Origin of the sequence: Flavobacterium sp. (assembly GCF_040379285.1) — a bacterium.
GTDB lineage: Bacteria > Bacteroidota > Bacteroidia > Flavobacteriales > Flavobacteriaceae > Flavobacterium.
The window spans coordinates 23,394-44,260 of record NZ_JBEILJ010000004.1 but is presented as its reverse complement, the minus strand read 5'-3'; the positions used below and the strand labels follow the sequence as shown (position 1 = coordinate 44,260).

17 protein-coding genes and 1 pseudogene are annotated in these 20,867 nt (G+C 43.3%); 12 read left to right on the top strand and 6 right to left on the bottom strand.

Annotated features, from left to right (window positions below; genetic code table 11):
* Nucleotides 1–18: 18 nt before the first annotated feature.
* The 5 genes from ABWO12_RS01835 (at nt 19) to yidC (ending at nt 6,221) form a co-directional block, all read left to right on the top strand.
* Nucleotides 19–1,956, top strand: a complete 1,938-nt coding sequence (locus ABWO12_RS01835; protein WP_353086708.1) for a LysM peptidoglycan-binding domain-containing protein — start codon at nt 19–21, stop codon at nt 1,954–1,956.
* Between the two features lies 1 nt (nt 1,957).
* The gene (locus tag ABWO12_RS01830) at nt 1,958–2,365 is read left to right on the top strand and encodes an OsmC family protein (RefSeq protein ID WP_353086706.1); all 408 of its coding nucleotides are present in this window, start codon (nt 1,958–1,960) and stop codon (nt 2,363–2,365) included.
* Nucleotides 2,362–2,586, top strand: a complete 225-nt coding sequence (locus ABWO12_RS01825; protein WP_353086704.1) for a DUF3820 family protein — start codon at nt 2,362–2,364, stop codon at nt 2,584–2,586. The genes ABWO12_RS01830 and ABWO12_RS01825 overlap by 4 nt, the downstream gene beginning before the upstream one ends.
* A 98-nt stretch (nt 2,587–2,684) precedes the next feature.
* On the top strand, nt 2,685–4,295 hold the full coding sequence (gene pyrG / locus ABWO12_RS01820; RefSeq protein WP_353086702.1) for a CTP synthase: 1,611 nt from the start codon (nt 2,685–2,687) through the stop codon (nt 4,293–4,295).
* Between the two features lie 36 nt (nt 4,296–4,331).
* Nucleotides 4,332–6,221 carry a membrane protein insertase YidC gene (gene yidC, locus ABWO12_RS01815; protein WP_353086701.1) on the top strand — a complete coding sequence of 630 codons (1,890 nt, stop codon included), beginning with the start codon at nt 4,332–4,334 and terminating at the stop codon, nt 6,219–6,221.
* A 267-nt stretch (nt 6,222–6,488) separates the two neighbouring features.
* Here yidC and ABWO12_RS01810 read toward each other — a convergent pair whose 3' ends face one another.
* Nucleotides 6,489–7,493 (bottom strand): fasciclin domain-containing protein, encoded by a 1,005-nt coding sequence (locus tag ABWO12_RS01810; RefSeq protein WP_353086700.1) that lies wholly within the window; start codon nt 7,491–7,493, stop codon nt 6,489–6,491.
* Nucleotides 7,494–7,765: 272 nt separating this feature from the next.
* Between ABWO12_RS01810 and ABWO12_RS01805 the strand changes: the two genes are divergently transcribed.
* The 6 genes from ABWO12_RS01805 to ABWO12_RS01780 all read left to right on the top strand — a co-directional run bounded on the left by ABWO12_RS01805 (nt 7,766) and on the right by ABWO12_RS01780 (nt 15,195).
* Nucleotides 7,766–8,479, top strand: a complete 714-nt coding sequence (locus tag ABWO12_RS01805) for a toxin-antitoxin system YwqK family antitoxin (RefSeq protein ID WP_353086698.1) — start codon at nt 7,766–7,768, stop codon at nt 8,477–8,479.
* 323 nt (nt 8,480–8,802) lie between these two features.
* The gene (mnmA, locus tag ABWO12_RS01800) at nt 8,803–9,993 is read left to right on the top strand and encodes a tRNA 2-thiouridine(34) synthase MnmA (protein WP_353086696.1); all 1,191 of its coding nucleotides are present in this window, start codon (nt 8,803–8,805) and stop codon (nt 9,991–9,993) included.
* A gap of 55 nt (nt 9,994–10,048) precedes the next feature.
* On the top strand, nt 10,049–11,647 hold the full coding sequence (locus ABWO12_RS01795) for a S8 family serine peptidase (protein ID WP_353086695.1): 1,599 nt from the start codon (nt 10,049–10,051) through the stop codon (nt 11,645–11,647).
* A gap of 12 nt (nt 11,648–11,659) precedes the next feature.
* On the top strand, nt 11,660–12,598 hold the full coding sequence (locus ABWO12_RS01790) for an NAD(P)H-dependent flavin oxidoreductase (RefSeq protein ID WP_353086693.1): 939 nt from the start codon (nt 11,660–11,662) through the stop codon (nt 12,596–12,598).
* Between the two features lie 3 nt (nt 12,599–12,601).
* Nucleotides 12,602–14,209 (top strand): alkaline phosphatase PafA, encoded by a 1,608-nt coding sequence (pafA, locus tag ABWO12_RS01785; protein ID WP_353086691.1) that lies wholly within the window; start codon nt 12,602–12,604, stop codon nt 14,207–14,209.
* Between the two features lie 77 nt (nt 14,210–14,286).
* A complete protein-coding gene (locus tag ABWO12_RS01780; protein WP_353086690.1) occupies nt 14,287–15,195 on the top strand; it encodes a YitT family protein in 909 nt (302 codons plus the stop codon).
* A gap of 35 nt (nt 15,196–15,230) precedes the next feature.
* Here ABWO12_RS01780 and lysA read toward each other — a convergent pair whose 3' ends face one another.
* Nucleotides 15,231–16,436 carry a diaminopimelate decarboxylase gene (gene lysA / locus ABWO12_RS01775; protein ID WP_353086769.1) on the bottom strand — a complete coding sequence of 402 codons (1,206 nt, stop codon included), beginning with the start codon at nt 16,434–16,436 and terminating at the stop codon, nt 15,231–15,233.
* 339 nt (nt 16,437–16,775) lie between these two features.
* Here lysA and sucC point away from each other — a divergent pair, with 339 nt between their 5' ends.
* Nucleotides 16,776–17,969 (top strand): ADP-forming succinate--CoA ligase subunit beta, encoded by a 1,194-nt coding sequence (sucC, locus tag ABWO12_RS01770; RefSeq protein ID WP_073364866.1) that lies wholly within the window; start codon nt 16,776–16,778, stop codon nt 17,967–17,969.
* 229 nt (nt 17,970–18,198) lie between these two features.
* On the opposite strand, the gene ABWO12_RS01765 is transcribed toward sucC, so the two are convergent.
* The 4 genes and pseudogenes from ABWO12_RS01765 to ABWO12_RS01750 form a co-directional block, all read right to left on the bottom strand.
* Entirely contained in the window at nt 18,199–19,164 is a 966-nt protein-coding gene (locus ABWO12_RS01765) for a hypothetical protein (protein ID WP_353086688.1), read from the bottom strand.
* Nucleotides 19,165–19,252: 88 nt separating this feature from the next.
* Nucleotides 19,253–19,447: pseudogene (locus ABWO12_RS01760) on the bottom strand (YgaP family membrane protein); the annotation flags it as partial.
* 106 nt (nt 19,448–19,553) lie between these two features.
* Nucleotides 19,554–19,958, bottom strand: a complete 405-nt coding sequence (locus ABWO12_RS01755; RefSeq protein WP_353086686.1) for a DUF1456 family protein — start codon at nt 19,956–19,958, stop codon at nt 19,554–19,556.
* 99 nt (nt 19,959–20,057) lie between these two features.
* Complete coding sequence (locus tag ABWO12_RS01750) at nt 20,058–20,867, bottom strand: alpha/beta hydrolase (RefSeq protein ID WP_353086684.1); 810 nt, start codon at nt 20,865–20,867, stop codon at nt 20,058–20,060.

Genomic DNA, 20,867 nt, shown 5'->3' with positions numbered 1-20,867 from the left:
TTTAAAAATGATTACGGAATGAAAGGGATTTTTTGGGGATGGGTACTGGGCATTTTGTGCAGTGTATCCCTCAACGCACAAAACCGAACGCACAAAGTTGTGGCCGGGGAAACCGTAGTTTCTTTGGCTCAAAAATATCAAGTGACGCCCTATGACCTCTATAAGGTGAATCCCGAGGCCAAAAACGGACTCAAACCCGCTATGGTATTGGTGCTTCCCCCCAACGCAGTAGTGCCAAAAACAAAGCCGACGCCGGCAGTTGTTGCGAATAAACCCAATGCAACGGTAGCGCAAACTTCTGTGCCAGCTACCCATACCGTACTAGCAAAAGAAACCGTTTTTAGTATTTCCAAAAAGTATGGACTTCCTGCGGGGACCCTGGAAGCCTTGAATCCCCAATTGAAAACCACTGGATTGCAAACGGGAATGGTATTGGTGTTGAAAAAAGGCGTGCCTACACCCAAACCCATGCCCGCCCCTTCGATAACCGAACTTACCCATGTAGTGCAGGCGCAAGAAACCAAGTACGGCATTGCCACCCGCTATGGAATTAGTATGGCTGAGTTGGAAGCTCAAAATCCTGCCATCGTCGACAGTTTACCCGTAGGGGCAGTGTTGAAAATAAAGAAAAGTGCTTCTAAACCTGCGACCACGGTTGCAGAACCTATCAAGCCCAAACCTGTTGAAACGCTCGCTTACACAGTGCAAAACGGGGAAACGGTATTTAGCTTGAGCCGTCAATTTGGCTTGTCTGAAGCGGCTTTGATACGGTTGAATCCCGAACTCAAGGACGGACTCAAAGAGGGCATGGTGTTGCAAGTCCCCATGCAAGTTTCTTTTGCCAAAAACCGCACCGATAGTGGGGTAAAAGACCTGGGGCAATCTGCCAACCGACAAAAGCGTAGGGAGTTGGTACTGTTTTTACCTTTTAATGCCGCCAAGATTCAAAACGACACGGTAACAGGTGTGGTGGAACGGTTGAAAAAAGATAAGTTTTTGAACATGACGTTGGACTTTTATTCGGGGGCTTTGATGGCGATTGATTCGGCACGTACCCTAGGGTTAAATGTGAATGTTCGTATTTTTGATTCGCAAGAATCCCGACAAACTACGGCCGCTTTGGATTTGCTTAAGCAAGAAGATTTTTCACAAGTAGATGCTGTCATAGGGCCGTTTTACCAGATCAATGTTGAAAAAGTAGCTGCTGCCTTGGAAGCGCAAAAGATTCCAGTGATTTCCCCTTTATCTCGGGACGAAGGCAAGAGTTATAGCAACTTATTACAATCGACCCCTTTACACGACGCCACCAAAGCAGCCATGTTGGATTACCTTCAAGCCAAAAATGGCAATATCATTGCGGTGGTTTCTCCCAAAAAACAGTCCATGCGGCAGTATTTGCGGGATTATTATGAGGGCGTGAAACTCGTTGGGGTAGCCGATAATGGCTCGGTAGTTGCCGACAGTATAAAAAAGCATTTTGTAAAAGATCGAATGAACTATGTGATTTTGGCGACCGAGAAAACCGGTGCTGTTATGACAACTACAGCTTCTATGGTGGCCGCTCAAAAAGACTTTAAAGTACAACTGGTAATTTTGGAAGCCAATGAAACTTTGGATTATGAAGAGATTCCGATAGCGCGATTGACCAAGTTGAAATTGATGTACCCTTCCGTTACGCGCGAGAACGACAGTCCAACGGCCGAGCAATTTGATTTTGCTTACCGGAAAAAGAATAAAGTTTTCCCCAATAACTATGCGATTCGCGGGTTTGATGTCACCTTTGATACCTTGTTGCGCATTTCGCAAGAAAATGGTTTTCTAGGGACTTTAGAAGTGGCTTCCGAACATTTAGAAAATCGTTTTGATTACGCGCGTAAAGTCTCAGGAGGCTATACCAATACGGGCGTTTACATTTTATATTACGATGAAGATTTACAATTAAAACAAGCAAATTAATATGGCTACCTCACGCGTAACGTACCAAGGGGAACTGCGGACTTCCTCTGAGCATTTGCAATCGGGATCGATCATTATCTCAGATGCTCCTGTCGATAATCAAGGAAAAGGAGCGGCTTTTTCACCCACCGATACGGTTGCCAATGCTTTGGCGAGTTGTATGTTTACCGTGATGGGAATCAAAGCACGCGATTTAGGGGTGGATTTAGCGGGTTCGACCGCCGAGGTAACCAAAGTAATGGGAACCGATCCACGTCGTATTTCGGCGATTCATATTGTTTTTACTTTTGCTACCGCTGTAGATCATAAAACAAAAACTATTTTAGAGCGCACCGCGATGACCTGTCCTGTCCATTATAGTTTACATCCCGAGATTACGCAGGACATCGTTTTTCATTGGCCGGTATGAATCCCCAGCACAAAGCCTTACTCGATTTAGCCCACGCTCAAATGCCTTATGGGAAATACAAAGGGCGGTATTTGATTGATTTGCCCGAGTATTATGTAGTATGGTTACAAAACAACCGATTGCCTTCGGGAACCCTAGGGACCCAATTGCGTTTGGTTCATGAACTGCAAGTCAACGGTTTAGAAGATTTAGTACGACGGTTGCGCACCTCTTCGCGTTAGGTTGATAACTCCTGATAAAATGCACGACTTGCCATTTTCAGATTGGCGGATAAGTTTGTATTTTTGGCCGAAAATTACAACAACACAACACACCACGAATGAATACTACAAAGTACATCTTTGTCACCGGCGGGGTTACTTCCTCATTGGGTAAAGGAATTATTGCAGCTTCGTTAGCCAAACTATTGCAAGCCCGCGGTTACCGCACAACCATCCAAAAATTTGACCCCTACATCAACGTCGATCCAGGGACGCTTAATCCTTACGAACATGGCGAATGTTTTGTGACCGATGATGGCGCGGAAACCGATTTGGATTTAGGGCATTATGAGCGTTTTTTGAATGTTCCTACGTCACAAGCCAATAATGTAACGACCGGTCGGGTGTATCTTTCGGTAATTGAAAAAGAGCGTCGCGGTGAGTTTTTAGGCAAAACGGTACAAGTCGTGCCGCACATCACCAATGAAATTAAATCCCGTATGCAGCTATTGGGGCAAACAGGGGAATACGATATTATCATCACCGAAATTGGGGGTACGGTGGGCGACATTGAGTCCTTGCCTTACATCGAATCGGTACGTCAATTGGTGTGGGAATTGGGCGAGCACAACAGTATTGTGATCCATCTTACCTTGGTGCCGTATTTGGCAGCTGCGGGCGAATTAAAAACCAAACCCACCCAGCACTCGGTTAAAACCTTGATGGAAAGCGGAATCAAAGCTGATATTTTGGTTTGCCGCACGGAGCACGAACTTTCGGCAGAATTACGGCAAAAATTAGCCTTGTTTTGCAACGTAACCAAGGAAGCGGTTATCCAGTCTATTGATGCAAAAACCATTTATGAAGTGCCCAACTTGATGCTGGACGAAGGGTTGGATGTGGTGGCCTTAAAGAAGTTGAACCTTCCCGAAAAATCGGCTCCCGATTTGGACCAGTGGAATGCTTTTTTAACCCGTCATAAGAATCCGAAACACACCATTAATATTGGATTGGTGGGGAAATATGTTGAATTGCAAGATTCGTACAAATCCATTTTAGAAGCCTTTATCCATGCAGGTGCTGCCAACGAGACGAAGGTCAATGTGGTAAGCATCCATTCAGAATATATCGACGCTTCCAATGTGGCCGAAAAGCTCAAGGATATTGATGGTATTTTGGTTGCACCTGGTTTTGGGGAACGCGGTGTTGAAGGAAAAATCGCTACGGTTCAATACGCACGGGAACATCAATTGCCTTTCTTCGGAATTTGTCTAGGAATGCAAATGGCCGTTATTGAATATGCGCGCAATGTACTTCACTTAGCGGATGCTAATTCTACCGAAATGAATCCCGACACGCCACATCCCGTGATTGATTTGATGGAAAGTCAAAAAAATGTGACTGAAAAAGGCGGAACGATGCGTTTGGGCGCTTGGACCTGCGATTTGAAGCCCGGAACCTTAGCGCATCGCATTTATGGAAAAGATCAAATTAGCGAGCGTCACCGCCATCGTTATGAATACAATAACCGTTATGCCGAGGCACTACAAGAGGCTGGTTTGGTTAGTTCAGGAGTCAATCCAGAAACCGGTTTGGTTGAAATTGTCGAGTTAGAAAACCATCCCTTCTTTATCGGCGTGCAATACCATCCGGAATATAAGAGTACCGTTGCAAATCCACAGCCAATTTTTGTTAGCTTTGTAGCCGCAATTGTAAAAAATAAAATGTAAGCTGTGGCTTGAAGGTCCGGCGCAATGTAGATAATAATGGAAGAAAAAAAGTTTGATAAGAATTCGGTTATCGGATTCGCCCTGCTCTTTGTATTGATTCTTTGGATGATGTATAACTCCAGTCAGGAGCAGCAAAAAGCCCAAACAGGCAAAGCGACCACCGCTCAAAAATCCACTCCCAAAAAAGACACGCCAGCCGCAAAGCCAGCACTCCCCACCGATACTACGGCGACCGATAGCAATGCAGTAAAAGCAGCCGAATCGAAGTTCGGTAAATTTGCCTATGCAGCGACATTGCCCTCAGCCAAAGGCGGAACGACCGTGTTGGAAAATGATTTGGTGAAAATCGTGGTGGCCAATCAAGGGGGCGCAGTACAGCAAGTAACGCTGAAAAAATTTGAAAAGTTTCGCAAAAATTCGGGGCAACTAGTGCAATTGGTCGATCAGAAAAACGCCCAATTCAACTTAGAAGTCAAAACAACCGATAACCGTGTGTTACAAACGAAAGACTTGTTTTTTGAACCCCAACTGACCAAAGTGGGTGCCGATCAGGTCTTATCGATGAAACTGAAAGCGGGTCCCAATGCCTTTTTGGAATATAAGTATGTGTTGAAAGCCAACGATTATATGTTGGATTTTGATGTACGTTCCCAAGGTTTACGCAATGTATTGGCTCCGAATGATCCGGTACAATTGGATTGGTCGTTAAAAACCTTCCGTAACGAAATTAGCATACCGTATGAAAATCGCTATACAGAGACCATTTTTGAATATGAAGATGGAAAAGACGATTATGTAGGGCAAGGCCAAGGGAAAGAAGAAAATCCAGAGGCAGTGACGTATGTGGCCTACCGTCAGCATTTCTTTGCTTCGGTGTTAATGACCAATAAACCGTTTAAAACCGCCAAGCTTACCTCAGATGATTTGGTCAAAGATGCCGAAAAAGATACTGTATTTACCAAGCAATTGACCACACGAGTTCCCTTGGAGTTGGCACAAGGCGAATTGGATTATAAAATGAATTGGTACTTCGGACCTGCAGATTACCAACTTTTGAATAATTACGATCGCAATTTAGATGAAGTGGTTCCCATGGGTTGGGGGATATTCGGTTGGATTAACAAATTCATTTTTGTCCCCTTGTTCGGATTATTAGGCGGATGGATGGCTTTTGGATGGGCGATTATTTTGTTTACCCTTATTATCAAGTTGGCCATGTCACCCATTACTTTCAAATCTTTCTTATCCCAAGCAAAGATGAAGGTGTTGCGTCCCGAGATTACCGAGCTCAACACTAAGTATAAAGATCCGGTGAAGCGTCAACAAGAAATGATGAAATTATACTCCAAAGCAGGTGTCAATCCGATGGCTGGATGTATTCCTGCATTGATTCAATTACCGTTTGTATATGCTTCCTTTCAGTTTTTCCCTGCGGCTATTGAATTGCGTCAGAAAAGCTTTTTGTGGGCCGAAGATTTATCGTCGTTTGATGCCATTGTAAAATTACCGTTCTATATTCCTTTGTATGGGAACCATATCAGTTTGTTTCCCATTTTAGCGGCTATTGCCATTTTCTTCTATATGAAAATGACCTCTGGGGATAATGCCGCCATGGCCCAACCAGCGCAAGAGGGAATGCCCGATATGGCTAAGTTGATGAAGATTATGATTTATGTATCTCCGATTATGATGTTGATTTTCTTCAATAGCTATGGTTCGGGATTGAGTTTGTACAACTTCATGTCCAACGTCGTGACCATAGGGGTAATGTTGGTGATTAAGAAGTATTTTATTGACAGCGATAAAATCCACGCGCAAATTCAAGAAAACAAACAAAAGCCTGCCAAAGAGAGCAAGTTTCAACGCAAGATGCGCGAGATGATGGAACAGGCCGAAGCGCAGAAGCAATTAAAAGGGAAGAAATAAATTCATTGGATATTGTAAAAAAGGTTGTCTACGGGCAACCTTTTTTTTTTGCTTTAAAAGATAGGAGTTTTACCATAAGAAACAATTGTGGTGGTTGCGTAGAAAATTTTACCAGAAGGCTATAAAATGGCTTTTTTTTATCATATAGCAATCACGGGCGTATTTAACTTAAGTTTCCTGTATGAACTAGTTGCGTTTCGGTTATTAATAAGCCAAAAAAAGACTGCCCTTAGACAGTCTTTAAAAAGTATGAAGAAAATTTACGAATTACAACTGGGGTTGTAATACGCGATTTATTCCGTGAATCACACCATTCGAACACTGAATATCAGCTTGGTTAACACGAGCTAAATTATTTGCGAAATCACGAATGTCAACAGTTCCAGATCCTAAAATAGCTGTTGTATTCTGAACAGGTGATGTTATCATAGGTATAACTTGGTTGTTGGTCAATTGGTTAGAACGTACATTTCCAGCAACTGTTACGTGGTATTGTAACACTTTAGACACTTGTGCTGGTGTAGCATTTACTGCAAATCCAGTACCTGTAGTTGCTGCAGTAAAGGCAGCATTGTCAGGAGCGAATACTGTAGCAGGAGCAGAAGCTGTTAAACCATTCAACGCAGCTAACACTGCTGATTGATCTCCAAAAGTACCTGAAACACTGGTAACTACTGTTTGTAAGGTATCAAACTGAGGGTTAGCAACAACGTGGTTAACAACTTTTGGAATAGCGATTACATTGCTTACCACGTGAATGATACCATTACTTGCATCGATATCAGCAGTAGCTACCGTGGATCCACCATTTGAAGCTCCTCCGTTAATCGTCACAGTATTTCCGATTTTTTGTACAAACATACTGATGGTCGGTGCACCTGTATTTGAGTTGATAGGAGACAAGGTTGACACATATACGGCTGGTGGAATCGCTGAACTAGCAATTTCAGTTCCAATGACGTGATTTAATAGTAAGTTTTTTAATACTGGTACTGGAACCGCATCGAGGTTAGCAAATCCGTTAGCAGTCAAGAAAGCAGCAAATGCATCATTTGTAGGAGCAAATACAGTGAAGTTTCCACTACCTCTCAAAACTCCTGTTAATTCGGCACGGTTTAAAGCTGCAACCAAAGAAGATAGGTTTGCAGTACGTGAAGCAATTCCGGCAATCGTATTGTCGGGTTGTACATTGTTGTCATCATCGCTACAAGCGGTTAGACTAAACGCCATGAATGCAATCAAGGCGAATTGTTTTAATCTGTTTGTTTTCATAATACAATTTTTTAAAGTTTCACCGAAAGTAAGGTGTCTATTTTGTTTAACAATAAATAGAAAATGTTAAACAGAACATTTTGTAAAATTCTTAACATTTTTGTTTAACGTTTCCCGATAATGTTTTCGATTTTATGAATTGTTTAAACTTTATCGTTAAACAAATGTGAAATATAAAATGTAAGAAAAAACTTTATTTAAATTTTATCCAACTTTATTACTTTTGTGTATGAAAAGAGGTCATTTTTCGTTTCATATCTAAACATTAATGTATGCGTTACCTATTCCTAATTTGTTTGTGTGTGCAATGGGTTTGTGCCCAATCGATAAATCAGTTGGATGCGCAAGGGAAAAAACATGGGATTTGGAAAGGGACCTATGCCGATACGGACCGTCCTCGCTATGAAGGAACCTTTGAACATGGTAAGGAAGTAGGTACTTTTCGCTTTTTTGACAACACCAAAGAGGGCGCAGTAATCGCCACACGCGAGTTTAGTCCCAAAGACAATTCCTGTTATACAATAGTGTACACTCCCAAAGGCAACAAAGTCAGTGAGGGTAAGCTGGTTAATCGTTTGGAAGAAGGCGAATGGAAATTTTACCATGAAGATTCCCCTCAAATCATGACGTTGGAGTTTTATGTTAGAGGTAAATTAAACGGTGCGCGAAAAGTTTTTTACAAAAGTGGTGCCCTGGCCGAGGAATGTGGGTATAAAAACGGACTTCGCGAAGGAGTGTACCGCAAAATTACCGAACAAGGATTGGTGCTGGAAGAAAGTAATTATAAAAATGGGGAATACGACGGCCTCGCAGTGTTTCGCACCGCTGAAAATAAAATTGCTGCTCGTGGAACTTTTGTCAAAGGCAAAAAAGAGGGAATTTGGGAGGTATTGGAAAAAGGCAAGCTAGTCAAAAAAGATATGGGAAAACAAAAAAATCGCAAATTTGTCAAAAAGCCCATCACTCGCGAAGAAGATAGAGAGTAAAATTTCTAAATCCCAAATTCCAAATCCCAAATTCCTCCCGAAGTTTTGAGACCAAATTCCAAATTCTAAATCTCAAACTACTTTCTCGCAATTACGTCTATTTTACAGGAACACATATTTCATAATTTATAATTCACAATTCAAAATTTCATGGCGTGCCCTTCGGGACGGGCTATCCGCTACAAGTCCGCGCTCCGTTTCACACCGCTGTGGGCTTTCCACTTCAGCCTGCCTGCCGGTAGGCAGGTCCCTCGCGGAAACTGCTCCCTTACGCATAACTCATAATTCATAACTTTTCCGTTACCTTTGCAAAAAAAATAGTTATGAAACGTGTGGTAGTGGGTTTATCGGGAGGAGTCGATTCCAGCGTAGCCGCTTACGTATTGAAAGAACAAGGGTATGACGTCATCGGTCTCTTTATGAAAAATTGGCACGATGACTCCGTAACCATTTCCAACGAATGCCCTTGGTTGGAAGACAGCAACGATGCCCTGTTGGTCGCTGAAAAACTGGGTATTCCCTTTCAAACCGTTGACCTCAGTGCCGAGTACAAAGAGCGTATTGTTAACTATATGTTCAACGAATACGAAAACGGACGTACACCCAATCCCGATGTTTTGTGTAATCGCGAAATCAAGTTCGACGTCTTTATGCGAATTGCTCTTGATTTGGGCGCCGATTTTGTCGCTACAGGTCATTATTGCCGCAAAGCCACTGTCGAAATCAAGGGCAAAGAAGTCCATCAATTATTGGCCGGTGTCGATGGTAATAAAGACCAGTCGTATTTCCTCTGTCAACTCTCGCAAGCGCAATTGGCCAAGGCGTTGTTTCCTATTGGCGATTTAACAAAACCCGAAGTGCGTGAAATTGCCACAAAAATGGACTTAGTAACCGCTGAGAAAAAAGATTCGCAAGGCCTATGTTTTATTGGAAAAGTCCGTTTGCCCGAATTTTTACAGCAACAGTTGCAACCCAAAGTAGGGACTATCGTTGAAATTCCAGCCACCGATCCGTGTTACCAACAAACCCTTCCCGAAGGACTTACTCAGGAGGAATTATTGCAGTTGCAAGCTAAACCGTTTACCTATACTGTCGGTCAAGGCAAAAAAGTGGGACAACACCAAGGTGCCCATTATTTTACTATCGGTCAGCGCAAAGGCTTAAATGTTGGGGGGACAGCCGAACCCCTATTTATCATCGCCACCGATGTGAAAGAAAATATTATTTACACCGGTCAAGGACAGCAACATCCCGGTTTGTTTCGTCAAGCGCTCCACATTCAGCCCCAAGAAGTACATTGGATTCGGGAGGATTTGTCACTAAATAACGGAGAATCGATGCCTGTCGAAGTCCGAATTCGCTACCGTCAGCCTTTACAAAAAGCAACCTTATACCAATTCAAATCGGGGCTATACATTTCCTTTGAAACGCCACAATCCGCAATTACTCAAGGTCAGTTTGCTGCCTGGTATCATGGAGAGGAATTGCTAGGTTCAGGGGTAATTTCTTCTTAAATTAACATTCGTCTCGCACAATTATTTGTATTTTTGGTTCCAAAGTCTAATTGCTATGCGAAACTTGTTCCTTCTTCTATTTTGGATCTCAACGTTGGGATGGGCACAAGAGGATGCACGTGTGTATTTTACGGACAAACCCAATACCCAAGCTTATTTTGATGCGCCTTTAACCATGTTAACGCAGCGCGCTTTGGACCGAAGAATCCAACAAAATATTCCTTTATCGATCGATGACGTTCCTGTTGACACCAATTATATTGAGACCGTTTCTAACATGCCGGGAATCACCTACAAAGCCCAATCCAAATGGATGAATTGCATTCATGTGCGAGGCTCCGTGGCTGCGATTCAAGGCTTGGCCTCTTTCCCATTTGTGGAGCGCATCGTTTTTGCCAATCCGCAACTCAATGCCAAAAGCACCCCACAAGCGCCCACCGTACAGCCCAAGACGATGGCGTTGCAAACCACCTATTCGTATGGAAATGCCCAAAACCAAGTTGCGATGTTGAACACGCATTTGTTGCATCAACAAAATCATGCCGGGGCTGGAAAAATCATAGCCGTATTGGATTCGGGATTTCAGGGGGTCTACACCGCACCACCTTTTCAATCGTTGTTTAGTCAAAATCGCTATCTGGGCGGTTATAATTATGTTTCCCAATCGACCAATGTATTCGATTTACACCACCATGGAACTTTAGTGCTTTCTTCAATGGCAGCCATTACCGACGGGACCTTAGTGGGAACAGCTCCCACAGCGAGTTATTACCTGTTTATCACCGAAGACGTCATGGAGGAGAATCCCGTAGAGGAAAGTTATTGGGTGCAAGCCGCCGAAGAAGCCGATCGATTGGGCTGCGATATCATCAGCAGTTCGCTAGGGTATTATGGCTATGATAATCCCGCTTACAGTTACACCTACAGCAACCTCACCGGCAATCAAGCCTTTGCTTCCCAAGGTGCCAATAAAGCTTTTTCCAAAGGAATGGTTGTAGTGGTGAGCGCCGGTAATTCCGGTAATTCTACAGCTCCCTATGTCGCTGTTCCCGCCGAAGCAACGCATGCCTTGGCCATCGGTGCTGTGGACTCCATGGAGTTTCGCGCCAGTTTTAGTTCGATAGGGCCTACTTTCGACGGGCGTGTAAAACCCGACTTGATGGCTCGCGGCGTAGGTGCAGCAGTTTGCACTCCCCAAGGCGATTTTACGTATGTGAGTGGCACCTCTTTATCGTGTCCCCTGATTTCGGGCTCGATTGCTTGTTTTTGGGCCGCAGCGCCTCAATTAACCAACCAGCAAGTAGTGGACTTGGTTAAGCAATCTGCCGATCGTTTTACAAACCCTACGATGGAATACGGTTATGGCGTGCCTGACTTTGCCGCCGCGTTATCCAATGCCTTATCACTAGCTTCATTTGCAACATCTTCCGTAAAAGTGTATCCCAATCCTTTCCATAATGAGGTTACCTTCCAAGGCTATTTTACTGGCGCTACAACTTTAAAATTGTTTAATGCCTTAGGCCAATTAGTTCGAGAAACGCGTTTCACTCCAAACCAAACCACTGTTGACGTAGCCGATTTCCCCGCAGGTTGGTACACTTACCTGTTGCAAGAGGGTACGCAAACGTTCACAGGGAAACTTATAAAACCGTAATTAGCATTTTCAATGAATCGTATTACCCAACTTTTTAATATAAACTATCCCATTATTCAAGGGGGAATGATTTGGAATTCAGGATATAAATTGGCCAGTGCCGTGAGTAATGCTGGCGGACTAGGACTCATCGGTGCGGGTTCGATGTACCCCGACGTATTGCGTACCCATATTCAAAAATGCAAACAAGCCACCGATCGTCCTTTTGGGGTTAACGTTCCCTTACTGTACCCGAATATTGATGAGATTATGCAAATCATTGTCGAAGAAGGCGTGAAAATTGTATTTACTTCGGCAGGAAACCCCAAAACGTGGACCGCATTTTTGAAAGAACACAGGATCACGGTAGCGCATGTGGTGAGTAGTTCCAAATTTGCCCTCAAAGCCCAAGAGGCTGGTGTTGATGCGATTGTAGCTGAAGGTTTTGAGGCGGGAGGACATAACGGCCGTGAGGAGACCACAACGTTTACCTTGATTCCCATGGTGCGGGCACAACTCTCACTTCCTTTAATTGCCGCGGGCGGTATAGCTACGGGACGAGGAATGTTGGCGGTCATGACCTTGGGTGCCGATGGGGTGCAAATGGGGAGTCGATTTGTTGCCTCCGTCGAAAGTTCGGCGCATGATGCCTTTAAGCAAACCGTTATAAACGCACAAGAAGGTGATACTGTACTGACCTTGAAGGAATTGGCGCCGGTACGTTTGTTGAAAAATAAGTTTTACACCGATTTACAAGCCTTGTACAAACAATGTCCTTCTGAGGAGGAATTAAAAGCGTTACTGGGTCGGGCACGTGCCAAACGCGGGATGTTTGAAGGCGACTTGGTGGAAGGAGAATTAGAAATTGGACAGATTGCAGGGTTGCTCAACGAGATCAAACCCGTAGCTGAAATTATTGACGAAATCATCCTCGATTTTAAGGCGGCACAACAAGAACGTATACTTTTTTAACCGATGAAAAAATACATTGTCATTCTTATTGGAATGATCGGAACTCTTCACGCACAAGAACGCCCAAAGTTGGTTGTCGGCATCGTGGTCGATCAAATGCGCATGGAGTATTTATACCGATATCATAACGATTTTACCGAAACGGGTTTCAAACGCTTGATGCGCCAAGGCTACACCTTTCACAACGCTCATTTCAACTACATGCCCACTTATACTGCTCCTGGACATGCCAGTGTGTATACGGGTACTACGCCATCTGTGCACGGTATTGTGAGTAATGAGTGGTTTAGTCGTAGCACCGGAAAAGAGCGTTATTGCACCGATGATGCGTCGGTGACACCTTTGGGTGAAGGCGCAGGAAAAGAAGGGTTGATGTCACCCAAAAATTTAAAAGCCACTACCATTACCGATGAATTGCGCATGGCGACCCAATTTCAAGGGAAGGTTATCGGACTCAGTATCAAAGATCGCGGTGCTATTTTACCGGCGGGCCATTTTGCCAATTGGGCGTTTTGGTTCAATAAATCGGGACAGTTTATTTCGAGTTCTTTTTACGGTGCGCAACTTCCCAATTGGGTAACGTCATTTAATGCGCAAAAAGGCTATATGAAATACCTCAATGAGGGTTGGAAACTTTACAAAGCCCCCGAGGCATATAATGAAAGTGATCCAGACGATTCCCCGTATGAAGGCAAATTGTATGGAGTGGAGAAGCCCGTTTTTCCTTACGATTTGAAGGCGATGTATGAAAAAAATGATGCCGGTGTGTTGCGCGCTACTCCGTTTGGGAATGATTACTTGGCGGAGTTTGCCAAAAAAGCTATCGAAAATGAAAACCTAGGCAAAGACGCCATTACCGATTTCCTCGCCGTTAGTTTTTCGTCTACCGATTATGTGGGACACATTATGGGCGCACGGTCTATGGAATTGCAGGACACCTACTTACGCTTAGACCAGACGATTTCTGATTTTTTGGATTTTTTGGATAAAACCGTTGGTAAAAATCAATACCTCGTGTTCCTCACTGCCGACCACGCTTGTGCCGAAAATGCTGTTTTTTTGCGCAATAAGCAGTATGCGGTAACTAATTTGGATTACAAGGCTATCGGTGCGGGACTCAAAGCTTTTTCCCAAGCGACTTTTGGCGAGAATTTTGTTTTGAATTACTCCAATTTCAATGTGTATTTGGATGAAGTTAAAATTCGAGAAAAAGCCTTAGACTATCCCGTCGTAGAAACGCAATTTATGAACTATTTACGCCTGCAGCCTCATGTAAAAGCCGTTTTTAATCAGCAGGATATACAGGGAGCCTGTGAAGGTGATTATTATAAAATGATGATTGCGCGCGGCTATGATCCCAGAGAAAACGGTCAAATTGTGGTCTTGGACGAACCGGGATTTATCGAATATGGCCCCACGGGTACTTCCCACGGAACGCCGTATGCCTATGATACACACGTGCCCTTATTGTTTTTCGGTTGGAAAATACCCCAAGGGCAGAGTTACGAAAAACGATACATCATTCAAATCGCTCCAACCTTGAGTCAGAAGTTGCAAATTACGTTTCCTAACGGTTCAAATTGCGAAGTCTTACCCGAACTTTTTCGCTAGTCATAAATTGATGTTAAACGTATGAAAGTCCTTTATTCAAAGGGCTTTTTTTTGTATTTTGGGTCAAAAGTACGTCTATGAAAGTTCTGATTAAAAATCTATACCACGAGAGTACTCGAATCAAAGAGCTTGTTTTTCAACGGTATGTGAAAGATTTTATTTTAATATCAATAGGCGTCACCATGGCGACCATTGGTTTAAAGCAATTTTTATTACCCAACGACTTTTTGGATGGAGGCGCTATGGGGTTGTCCTTGTTGACAGAGCGGGCCACAGGAATTAATCTATCGCTGTGGATTATAGTGATCAATTTCCCCTTTATTTTGGTTGGCGCCCAGCAGATTTCATGGGAATTTGCCATAAAAAGCATACTCGCTATTGTAGCTTTGTCGCTTTTAGTGCATTTTGTGGATTTCAAAGTGATTACCCAAGATAAACTCTTAATTTCCGTTTTTGGAGGCTTCTTCTTAGGTGCAGGCATTGGATTCACCATTCGGGGTGGTGCGGTGATTGATGGCACCGAGGTTATGGCCATTTATGTAAGTAAAAAAACAAGTCTCACGGTAGGCGATTTTATTTCGGTATTTAATGTTTTTCTGTTTGCTTTTGCAGCTTTTTTGTTCAGTGTAGAAACGGCAATGTATAGTATGTTAACGTACTTTGCAGCTTCCAAAACGGTTGATTTTATCATCAATGGTATTGAGGAATATATTGGAGTGACCGTGGTATCGAGTAAGTCCATGGAAATCAAACAAGCCATTATCGACAATTTGCAACATGGCGTTACCGTATACAACACCGATAGCGGGTATGGGCGTCGTGGCTTGGATCCCAATAAAAATAAAGTGATTTACTGCGTCGTTACACGTTTGGAGGTGACGAAATTGATTTTGGAAATTCAAAAAGTCGACGAAGGGGCATTCATCGTACAACATGCCATCAAAGATACCAAAGGAGGGATGATTAAAAAACGTCCGTTGCATTAAAAAAAGAAAGGCTGTCGATCGTGACAGCCTTTTTATTATAAGTCCAAAAGAATTTGATTTTGGAGTAAATCCTCAAACGTTTCCCGTTCCCGAATCAAGTGTCCTTGGCCGTCTTTCCATAAGACTTCGGCCGGTTTAAAACGCGAGTTGTAGTTGGAAGCCATCGAGAAACAATACGCTCCTGCATTTTTAAAACACAAGACATCCCCTTCGTTGATTTCGGCGATGCGACGGTTATTGGCAAACGTATCCGTTTCACAAATATAACCCACCACCGTGTAAAATCGTTCCTTGCCTTTGGGGTTGGAAATATTTTCCATGTTGTGAGAAGCGCCGTAAAACATCGGACGAATTAAATGGTTAAAACCGGTATCGATACCCGCAAATACCGTCGAAGTGGTTTGTTTGACGACATTGACTTTGGCCAAGAAATATCCGGCTTCACTCACCAAGAATTTTCCCGGTTCAAAAGCTAAGGTTAGCGGTTTCCCGTATTCTTTTTCGAAAGCCAAAAAGCGCTTGGTCAACTTTTTCCCCAATTCTTCAATATTGGTTTCAATGTCGCCTTTTTTGTATGGGACTTTAAAGCCTGAACCGAAATCTAGGAATTCCAAGTTCTTGAACTGTTTGGCGGTATCAAATAGAATCTCAGCGGCATACAAAAACACTTCGATGTCCAAAATATCCGAACCCGTGTGCATGTGAATCCCATTGATGGTCATGCCCGTATTTTCGACAATGCGCAAAATATGTGGCACTTGATAAATTGAAATTCCAAATTTACTATCGATATGACCCACAGAAATGTTTTCGTTTCCTCCCGCCATGACATGCGGATTGATACGAATACATACCGGCGTATTAGGGTGCTTGGTACCAAAATGTTCCAAAACCGATAAATTGTCAATGTTGATTTGCACACCCAAAGCCGCAGCTTGTTCGAGTTCTTCAAACGAAACGCCATTGGGAGTGAAAATAATTTTATCGGGCGGGAACCCCGCATGGAGTCCGAGTTGCACTTCCTGTATCGAAACGGTGTCCAGTCCGGACCCCATCTTTCGGAACAGCTTCAAAATTGAAATGTTTGACAATGCCTTCATGGCATAGTTGATGCGCAACGATTCTACCTTGTCAAAGGCATTGGTGAGGCGTTGGTATTGGTGTTCAATTTTGGCGGCATCATACACATACAGCGGACAGCCGTAGGTTTGAGCCAATGCGAGTAACGCTGTAGTTTGCATGCTGTTCAAAAAAATAGATTTTAAATTATACCCTACAAAGATACCGTAAACCTTGCGGGAAGTCAAGCGCAGTGCGGATTTATGGGAATTTTTTAACAAAGGATAGGCGGGATTAGGAAAACGAAATTTTTTTAGCCCCGATTGAGCCGATATCCTATTTTTTTTGGCTTTTTGGACGTTGCGATTGGGCCCAAAAAATAGATAAAGGCGAAAGCGGGAATAGCTCCAAAAAACTTACTAAATTAGTATACATTTCTTTTTTGTTTGGGGCGATTTCTTTACATTTGTGGCACTTAATTTCGGACGGTGTCCGAGCGCAACTAAACTTATTACAGTACTATGAACATACACGAATATCAGGGGAAAGAGATTTTGGCAAAATACGGCGTTCGCGTTCAGCGCGGTATCGTTGCAAACAATCCAGTAGAGGCGGTTGCAGCTGCCAAACAATTAACGGCCGATACCGGAACGTCCTGGTATGTGGTGAAAGCGCAAATTCACGCTGGAGGCCGCGGAAAAGGAGGCGGTGTGAAATTGGCGAAAAATTTAGACCAAGTTACCGAAATTTCTGAACAAATCATCGGGATGATGTTGGTCACTCCACAAACACCCCCTGAAGGAAAAAAAGTACACAAAGTATTGATTGCTGAAGATGTGTATTACCCAGGCGAAAGTGAAGTCTCTGAATTCTATATGTCGGTATTGTTGAACCGTGGTACAGGACGTAATATGATTATGTATTCTACCGAAGGAGGAATGGATATTGAAGAAGTAGCTGAAAAAACGCCTCATTTGATTTTCACCGAAGAAATCGATCCGAATATTGGATTGCAAGGTTTCCAAGCGCGTCGTATTGCCTTTAACTTAGGGTTGTCGGGCAACGCGTTTAAAGAAATGGTGAAATTCGTAGATTCATTGTACACGGCTTATGTAAACAGCGATGCGTCCTTGTTTGAAATCAACCCGGTATTAAAAACTTCTGATAATAAAATCTTAGCTGTAGATGCCAAAGTAAACATCGATGATAACGCCTTGTATCGTCAAGCGGCGATTGCTGAAATGCGCGATGTTCGTGAAGAAAATCCAATCGAAGTGGAAGCCAAAGAAGCAGGGCTAAACTATGTAGATTTGGACGGAACCGTGGGCTGTATGGTAAACGGTGCTGGATTGGCAATGGCCACCATGGACTTGATCAAATATGCGGGTTTTGAGCCGGCTAACTTTTTGGACGTAGGAGGTACAGCCGATGCAAAACGTGTGGAAACCGCCTTCCGTATCATCTTGAAAGATCCCAATGTAAAGGCGATTTTAATCAATATTTTTGGGGGTATCGTACGTTGTGACCGTGTGGCGCAAGGGGTAGTAGATGCTTACAAAAATATGGGTGACGACATCAAAGTGCCCATTATTGTGCGTTTGCAAGGAACCAACGCTGAGGTGGCCAAAGAATTAATTGACAACTCTGGGATGCCTATTTTATCGGCCGTGCAATTCCAAGAAGCAGCCGATCAAGTAAAAGCGGCTTTGTCGTAGCGAAATACAAACTAAAAATAAAATCCCGATGCTCCTAAAGTATCGGGATTTTTTTATAACGTCAAGGTGTCATTTATCTTTTTGGGCACTCCCCCGAAGGGTAAAAACTACGCTTTTCAAGCTTGTTTTAAGCCCTCGGGGTCAGGCTATCCGTTGCAAGTCCGTTGCCTCCGTAAACTACGGCATCCGGGCTTTCCACTGCTATCCTTAGTGCAGGATAGTACTTCGATTAAAGTTTGGCTAACCAAAGTGATGCATTCATGTGAAAGCGGGAATGCGAAACCAATTCTGTCCAGCCTGGGTATAAAGTGTCACCAGGGGTACCCGTACCGTCGTCGGCGGGTGAACTATCGCAAATCACAACCACACGACCCGTGCCAAAAGTTGAAGTAGCACACATCACATTACTGTTTCCTTGTGTTGAAGTGGAACGCCAAATTAATCCTTTTACTGTTGCATTTGCCGTGGGATTTAACGTTAAGGTAGAACCTGCTGAGAATTTCATGTTGGTAACCACTCCCTGCGTTCCATTCAAAATCGGATCCGTTGTGGCGCTCAAACGATTGGAGGAGGTTTCCGAAATGTTGGTAGTGTTAAATGTAAACCCAAAAGGATTGGTTTTGACGGAGTTTGTGCTCATCAAATCGTTCCAAACGCGAACGGCATCAAACCCATCATTATTACGATCGGCTCCGTTATGATTCCCAATGATAAATAATCCACCACCGTTTTGTACAAAACGCAAAATCGCTGTTTTCTCCGCTGCGGTGTAACGAATATTGGGCTCTGCTACAACATAAACATCATAGTTTCGTAAGTCTTGTGCACCTGTTCCTCCATAAGTAATTGCTGTTCCTGAAGGTAAAGTTTCAACGGTATGGCCCAATTTAACCAAGGATACCCCCCAAGCCGATAATCCGCCACGCCAAAAATTTTCGGGTGTTGTCGCGGTAATACCCGATTGTGCGGGTGTAGGAAAGCGCTGTGGATTCGTATCTGCATCCAAAATCCAATCCGCATTTCCAGCGGTTTGCGCTTTGGTAGCGTCAAATAAGAATTTTTTAGGTGTAGTTGCTAAAGTCGTGGTAGTTGTCCCTACCCGAGTGCTCGTAGTGGAAGTTGTCTCATTTTCTGTATTACATCCAAAGGCAATTACAGCTGCAACGAAAAGCAACGATTTAGTCATCATTTTCATTTTAGAGTAGCATTATTGTTTGAAAATCAAACGTATAAAAAAAATCAGCTGCAAAGCACTGATTTTGTATTAATCCAACAATAGTTATTCACAATTGGTTAATTTTTTTCCTTGTTTGTATTCCAAGTAACGAAAACAACAGACAAAAACGCACCAACGACGTTAGCGCAAATACTCCTGCGAAGACCAATCTGAGGGTGCCTAACGTTCCTGAAATAATCCCTTTTCGGTAAAGTAAAACCAACGCTGCGGCAATGATTAATCGAATTGCACGGTCTGCAAAACCCCTATTTTTTTATCGGGTGTGGTTTTAAATGACTATCCCAAAGGTAAGCGTCAAAAAAATGGCACAGCGTGAATTAAGTTACATACTATGACAAAAGAAAGGATTACTTTTCTTTTTTCTTACCGTTTTTGTAGTTGACTTTCTCCACAATTACGGGTTTGGCATTGAACTTTTTTACTGGTTTTTTGCCATAGGTCTTGGGCGTTGGCCCTTTTGGTTTGTCGCTGACTTCCTGCTTGGGTGGGGTTTTCTTGTGTGTGGCAATGACCTCCAACGGATTCTTAGGCGCGTCTTTTGTGCCCCGTAAGTGAATGATCAGTCCGTTTAAGAAATTGCGCAGAATTTGATCGCCACATTCCATATACTTCGGATGTTCCGCATCCCGGAAAAAATTACCCAATTCGCCTTTCGAAATGCGGAAATCCACCAATTCCAAAATCGCTACAATCTGGTCATCGCGCAACTGTAAGGCTACCCGGAGTTTTTTAAAAATATCGTTGTTATTCATAAGTCTTTTTTAAAAGTCGTAAGTCGTAATTCACTAGTCATTATTTGATTTTAAATAGTAATCCTCCCCCTTTTGGGGCTGGGGGGTTAGTCACTAAACTCAAAACAGCCAAAGGTACGCTTTTTCGAACTGTTCTCGCCAGAGTTTTTCGTTGTGTTGTCCCCCTTCGATAATGGCACTCGCATTCATTTTTTTACAAGAACAACGGCGGCTATTGATCCATAACTCAATCGCTTTCAGGTCTTTAATCATATCGTCATCTCCTTCTTGGTCGCCGCACATCAAATAGATTCGCGCTTTGTAGTGGGAGGTTTTCTCAAGAAGTTGTATTAACGGTTCCCGATTAATCCAAAAGGCAGGCGAGAAACAACCTACTTTTCCAAAAACATCCGGATAGGTAATTGAGGCATAAAAGGCCATTAATCCGCCCAACGAACTCCCAAAAATCGCCGTGTGTTTGGCTTGGGGTTTAGTGCGGAAATGGCGATCGATATAGGGTTTCAAGGTTTCCACAATAAACGCTAAAAAGGCATCCCCTTTCCCACCACCATATTTTGCATGCGGAAAAGGCGTGAGTTCATCGATACGTTTGTCTCCCCCGTGATCGATACCGACTACGATAGCCGGATTTTTTTGTTGGTCCATGATTTCATCGATGCCCCATTCGCCGGCATAGGCCGTTTTATTATCAAAAAGGTTTTGACCGTCGGGCATGTAGACTACGGGATAGCGTCGTGCGGTTTGGGTATAGTTTTTTGGGACATAAATCCGAATAGTTTTGGAGGTTCCCAATTGCGGAGCCTCCAGCATAATGACTTCGAGTTGAAGTGCCGCTGAAGAAGGTTGCGTATATCCAATCCCATAAATTACACAGCAGAAAATCCATAATCGTAGCAGTAGCGTTCTCAA

What these genes read in the sequence shown, in the direction of transcription:
- ABWO12_RS01780 (WP_353086690.1), top strand. Translation starts at nt 14,287, where the DNA reads ATGAAAGTTCTGATTAAAAATCTATACCACGAGAGTACTCGAATCAAA.
- lysA (WP_353086769.1), bottom strand. Translation starts at nt 16,436, where the DNA reads ATGCAAACTACAGCGTTACTCGCATTGGCTCAAACCTACGGCTGTCCG.
- ABWO12_RS01795 (WP_353086695.1), top strand. Translation starts at nt 10,049, where the DNA reads ATGCGAAACTTGTTCCTTCTTCTATTTTGGATCTCAACGTTGGGATGG.
- ABWO12_RS01835 (WP_353086708.1), top strand. Translation starts at nt 19, where the DNA reads ATGAAAGGGATTTTTTGGGGATGGGTACTGGGCATTTTGTGCAGTGTA.
- mnmA (WP_353086696.1), top strand. Translation starts at nt 8,803, where the DNA reads ATGAAACGTGTGGTAGTGGGTTTATCGGGAGGAGTCGATTCCAGCGTA.
- ABWO12_RS01805 (WP_353086698.1), top strand. Translation starts at nt 7,766, where the DNA reads ATGCGTTACCTATTCCTAATTTGTTTGTGTGTGCAATGGGTTTGTGCC.
- ABWO12_RS01830 (WP_353086706.1), top strand. Translation starts at nt 1,958, where the DNA reads ATGGCTACCTCACGCGTAACGTACCAAGGGGAACTGCGGACTTCCTCT.
- yidC (WP_353086701.1), top strand. Translation starts at nt 4,332, where the DNA reads ATGGAAGAAAAAAAGTTTGATAAGAATTCGGTTATCGGATTCGCCCTG.
- pafA (WP_353086691.1), top strand. Translation starts at nt 12,602, where the DNA reads ATGAAAAAATACATTGTCATTCTTATTGGAATGATCGGAACTCTTCAC.
- ABWO12_RS01755 (WP_353086686.1), bottom strand. Translation starts at nt 19,958, where the DNA reads ATGAATAACAACGATATTTTTAAAAAACTCCGGGTAGCCTTACAGTTG.
- ABWO12_RS01765 (WP_353086688.1), bottom strand. Translation starts at nt 19,164, where the DNA reads ATGAAAATGATGACTAAATCGTTGCTTTTCGTTGCAGCTGTAATTGCC.
- sucC (WP_073364866.1), top strand. Translation starts at nt 16,776, where the DNA reads ATGAACATACACGAATATCAGGGGAAAGAGATTTTGGCAAAATACGGC.
- pyrG (WP_353086702.1), top strand. Translation starts at nt 2,685, where the DNA reads ATGAATACTACAAAGTACATCTTTGTCACCGGCGGGGTTACTTCCTCA.
- ABWO12_RS01790 (WP_353086693.1), top strand. Translation starts at nt 11,660, where the DNA reads ATGAATCGTATTACCCAACTTTTTAATATAAACTATCCCATTATTCAA.
- ABWO12_RS01810 (WP_353086700.1), bottom strand. Translation starts at nt 7,493, where the DNA reads ATGAAAACAAACAGATTAAAACAATTCGCCTTGATTGCATTCATGGCG.
- ABWO12_RS01825 (WP_353086704.1), top strand. Translation starts at nt 2,362, where the DNA reads ATGAATCCCCAGCACAAAGCCTTACTCGATTTAGCCCACGCTCAAATG.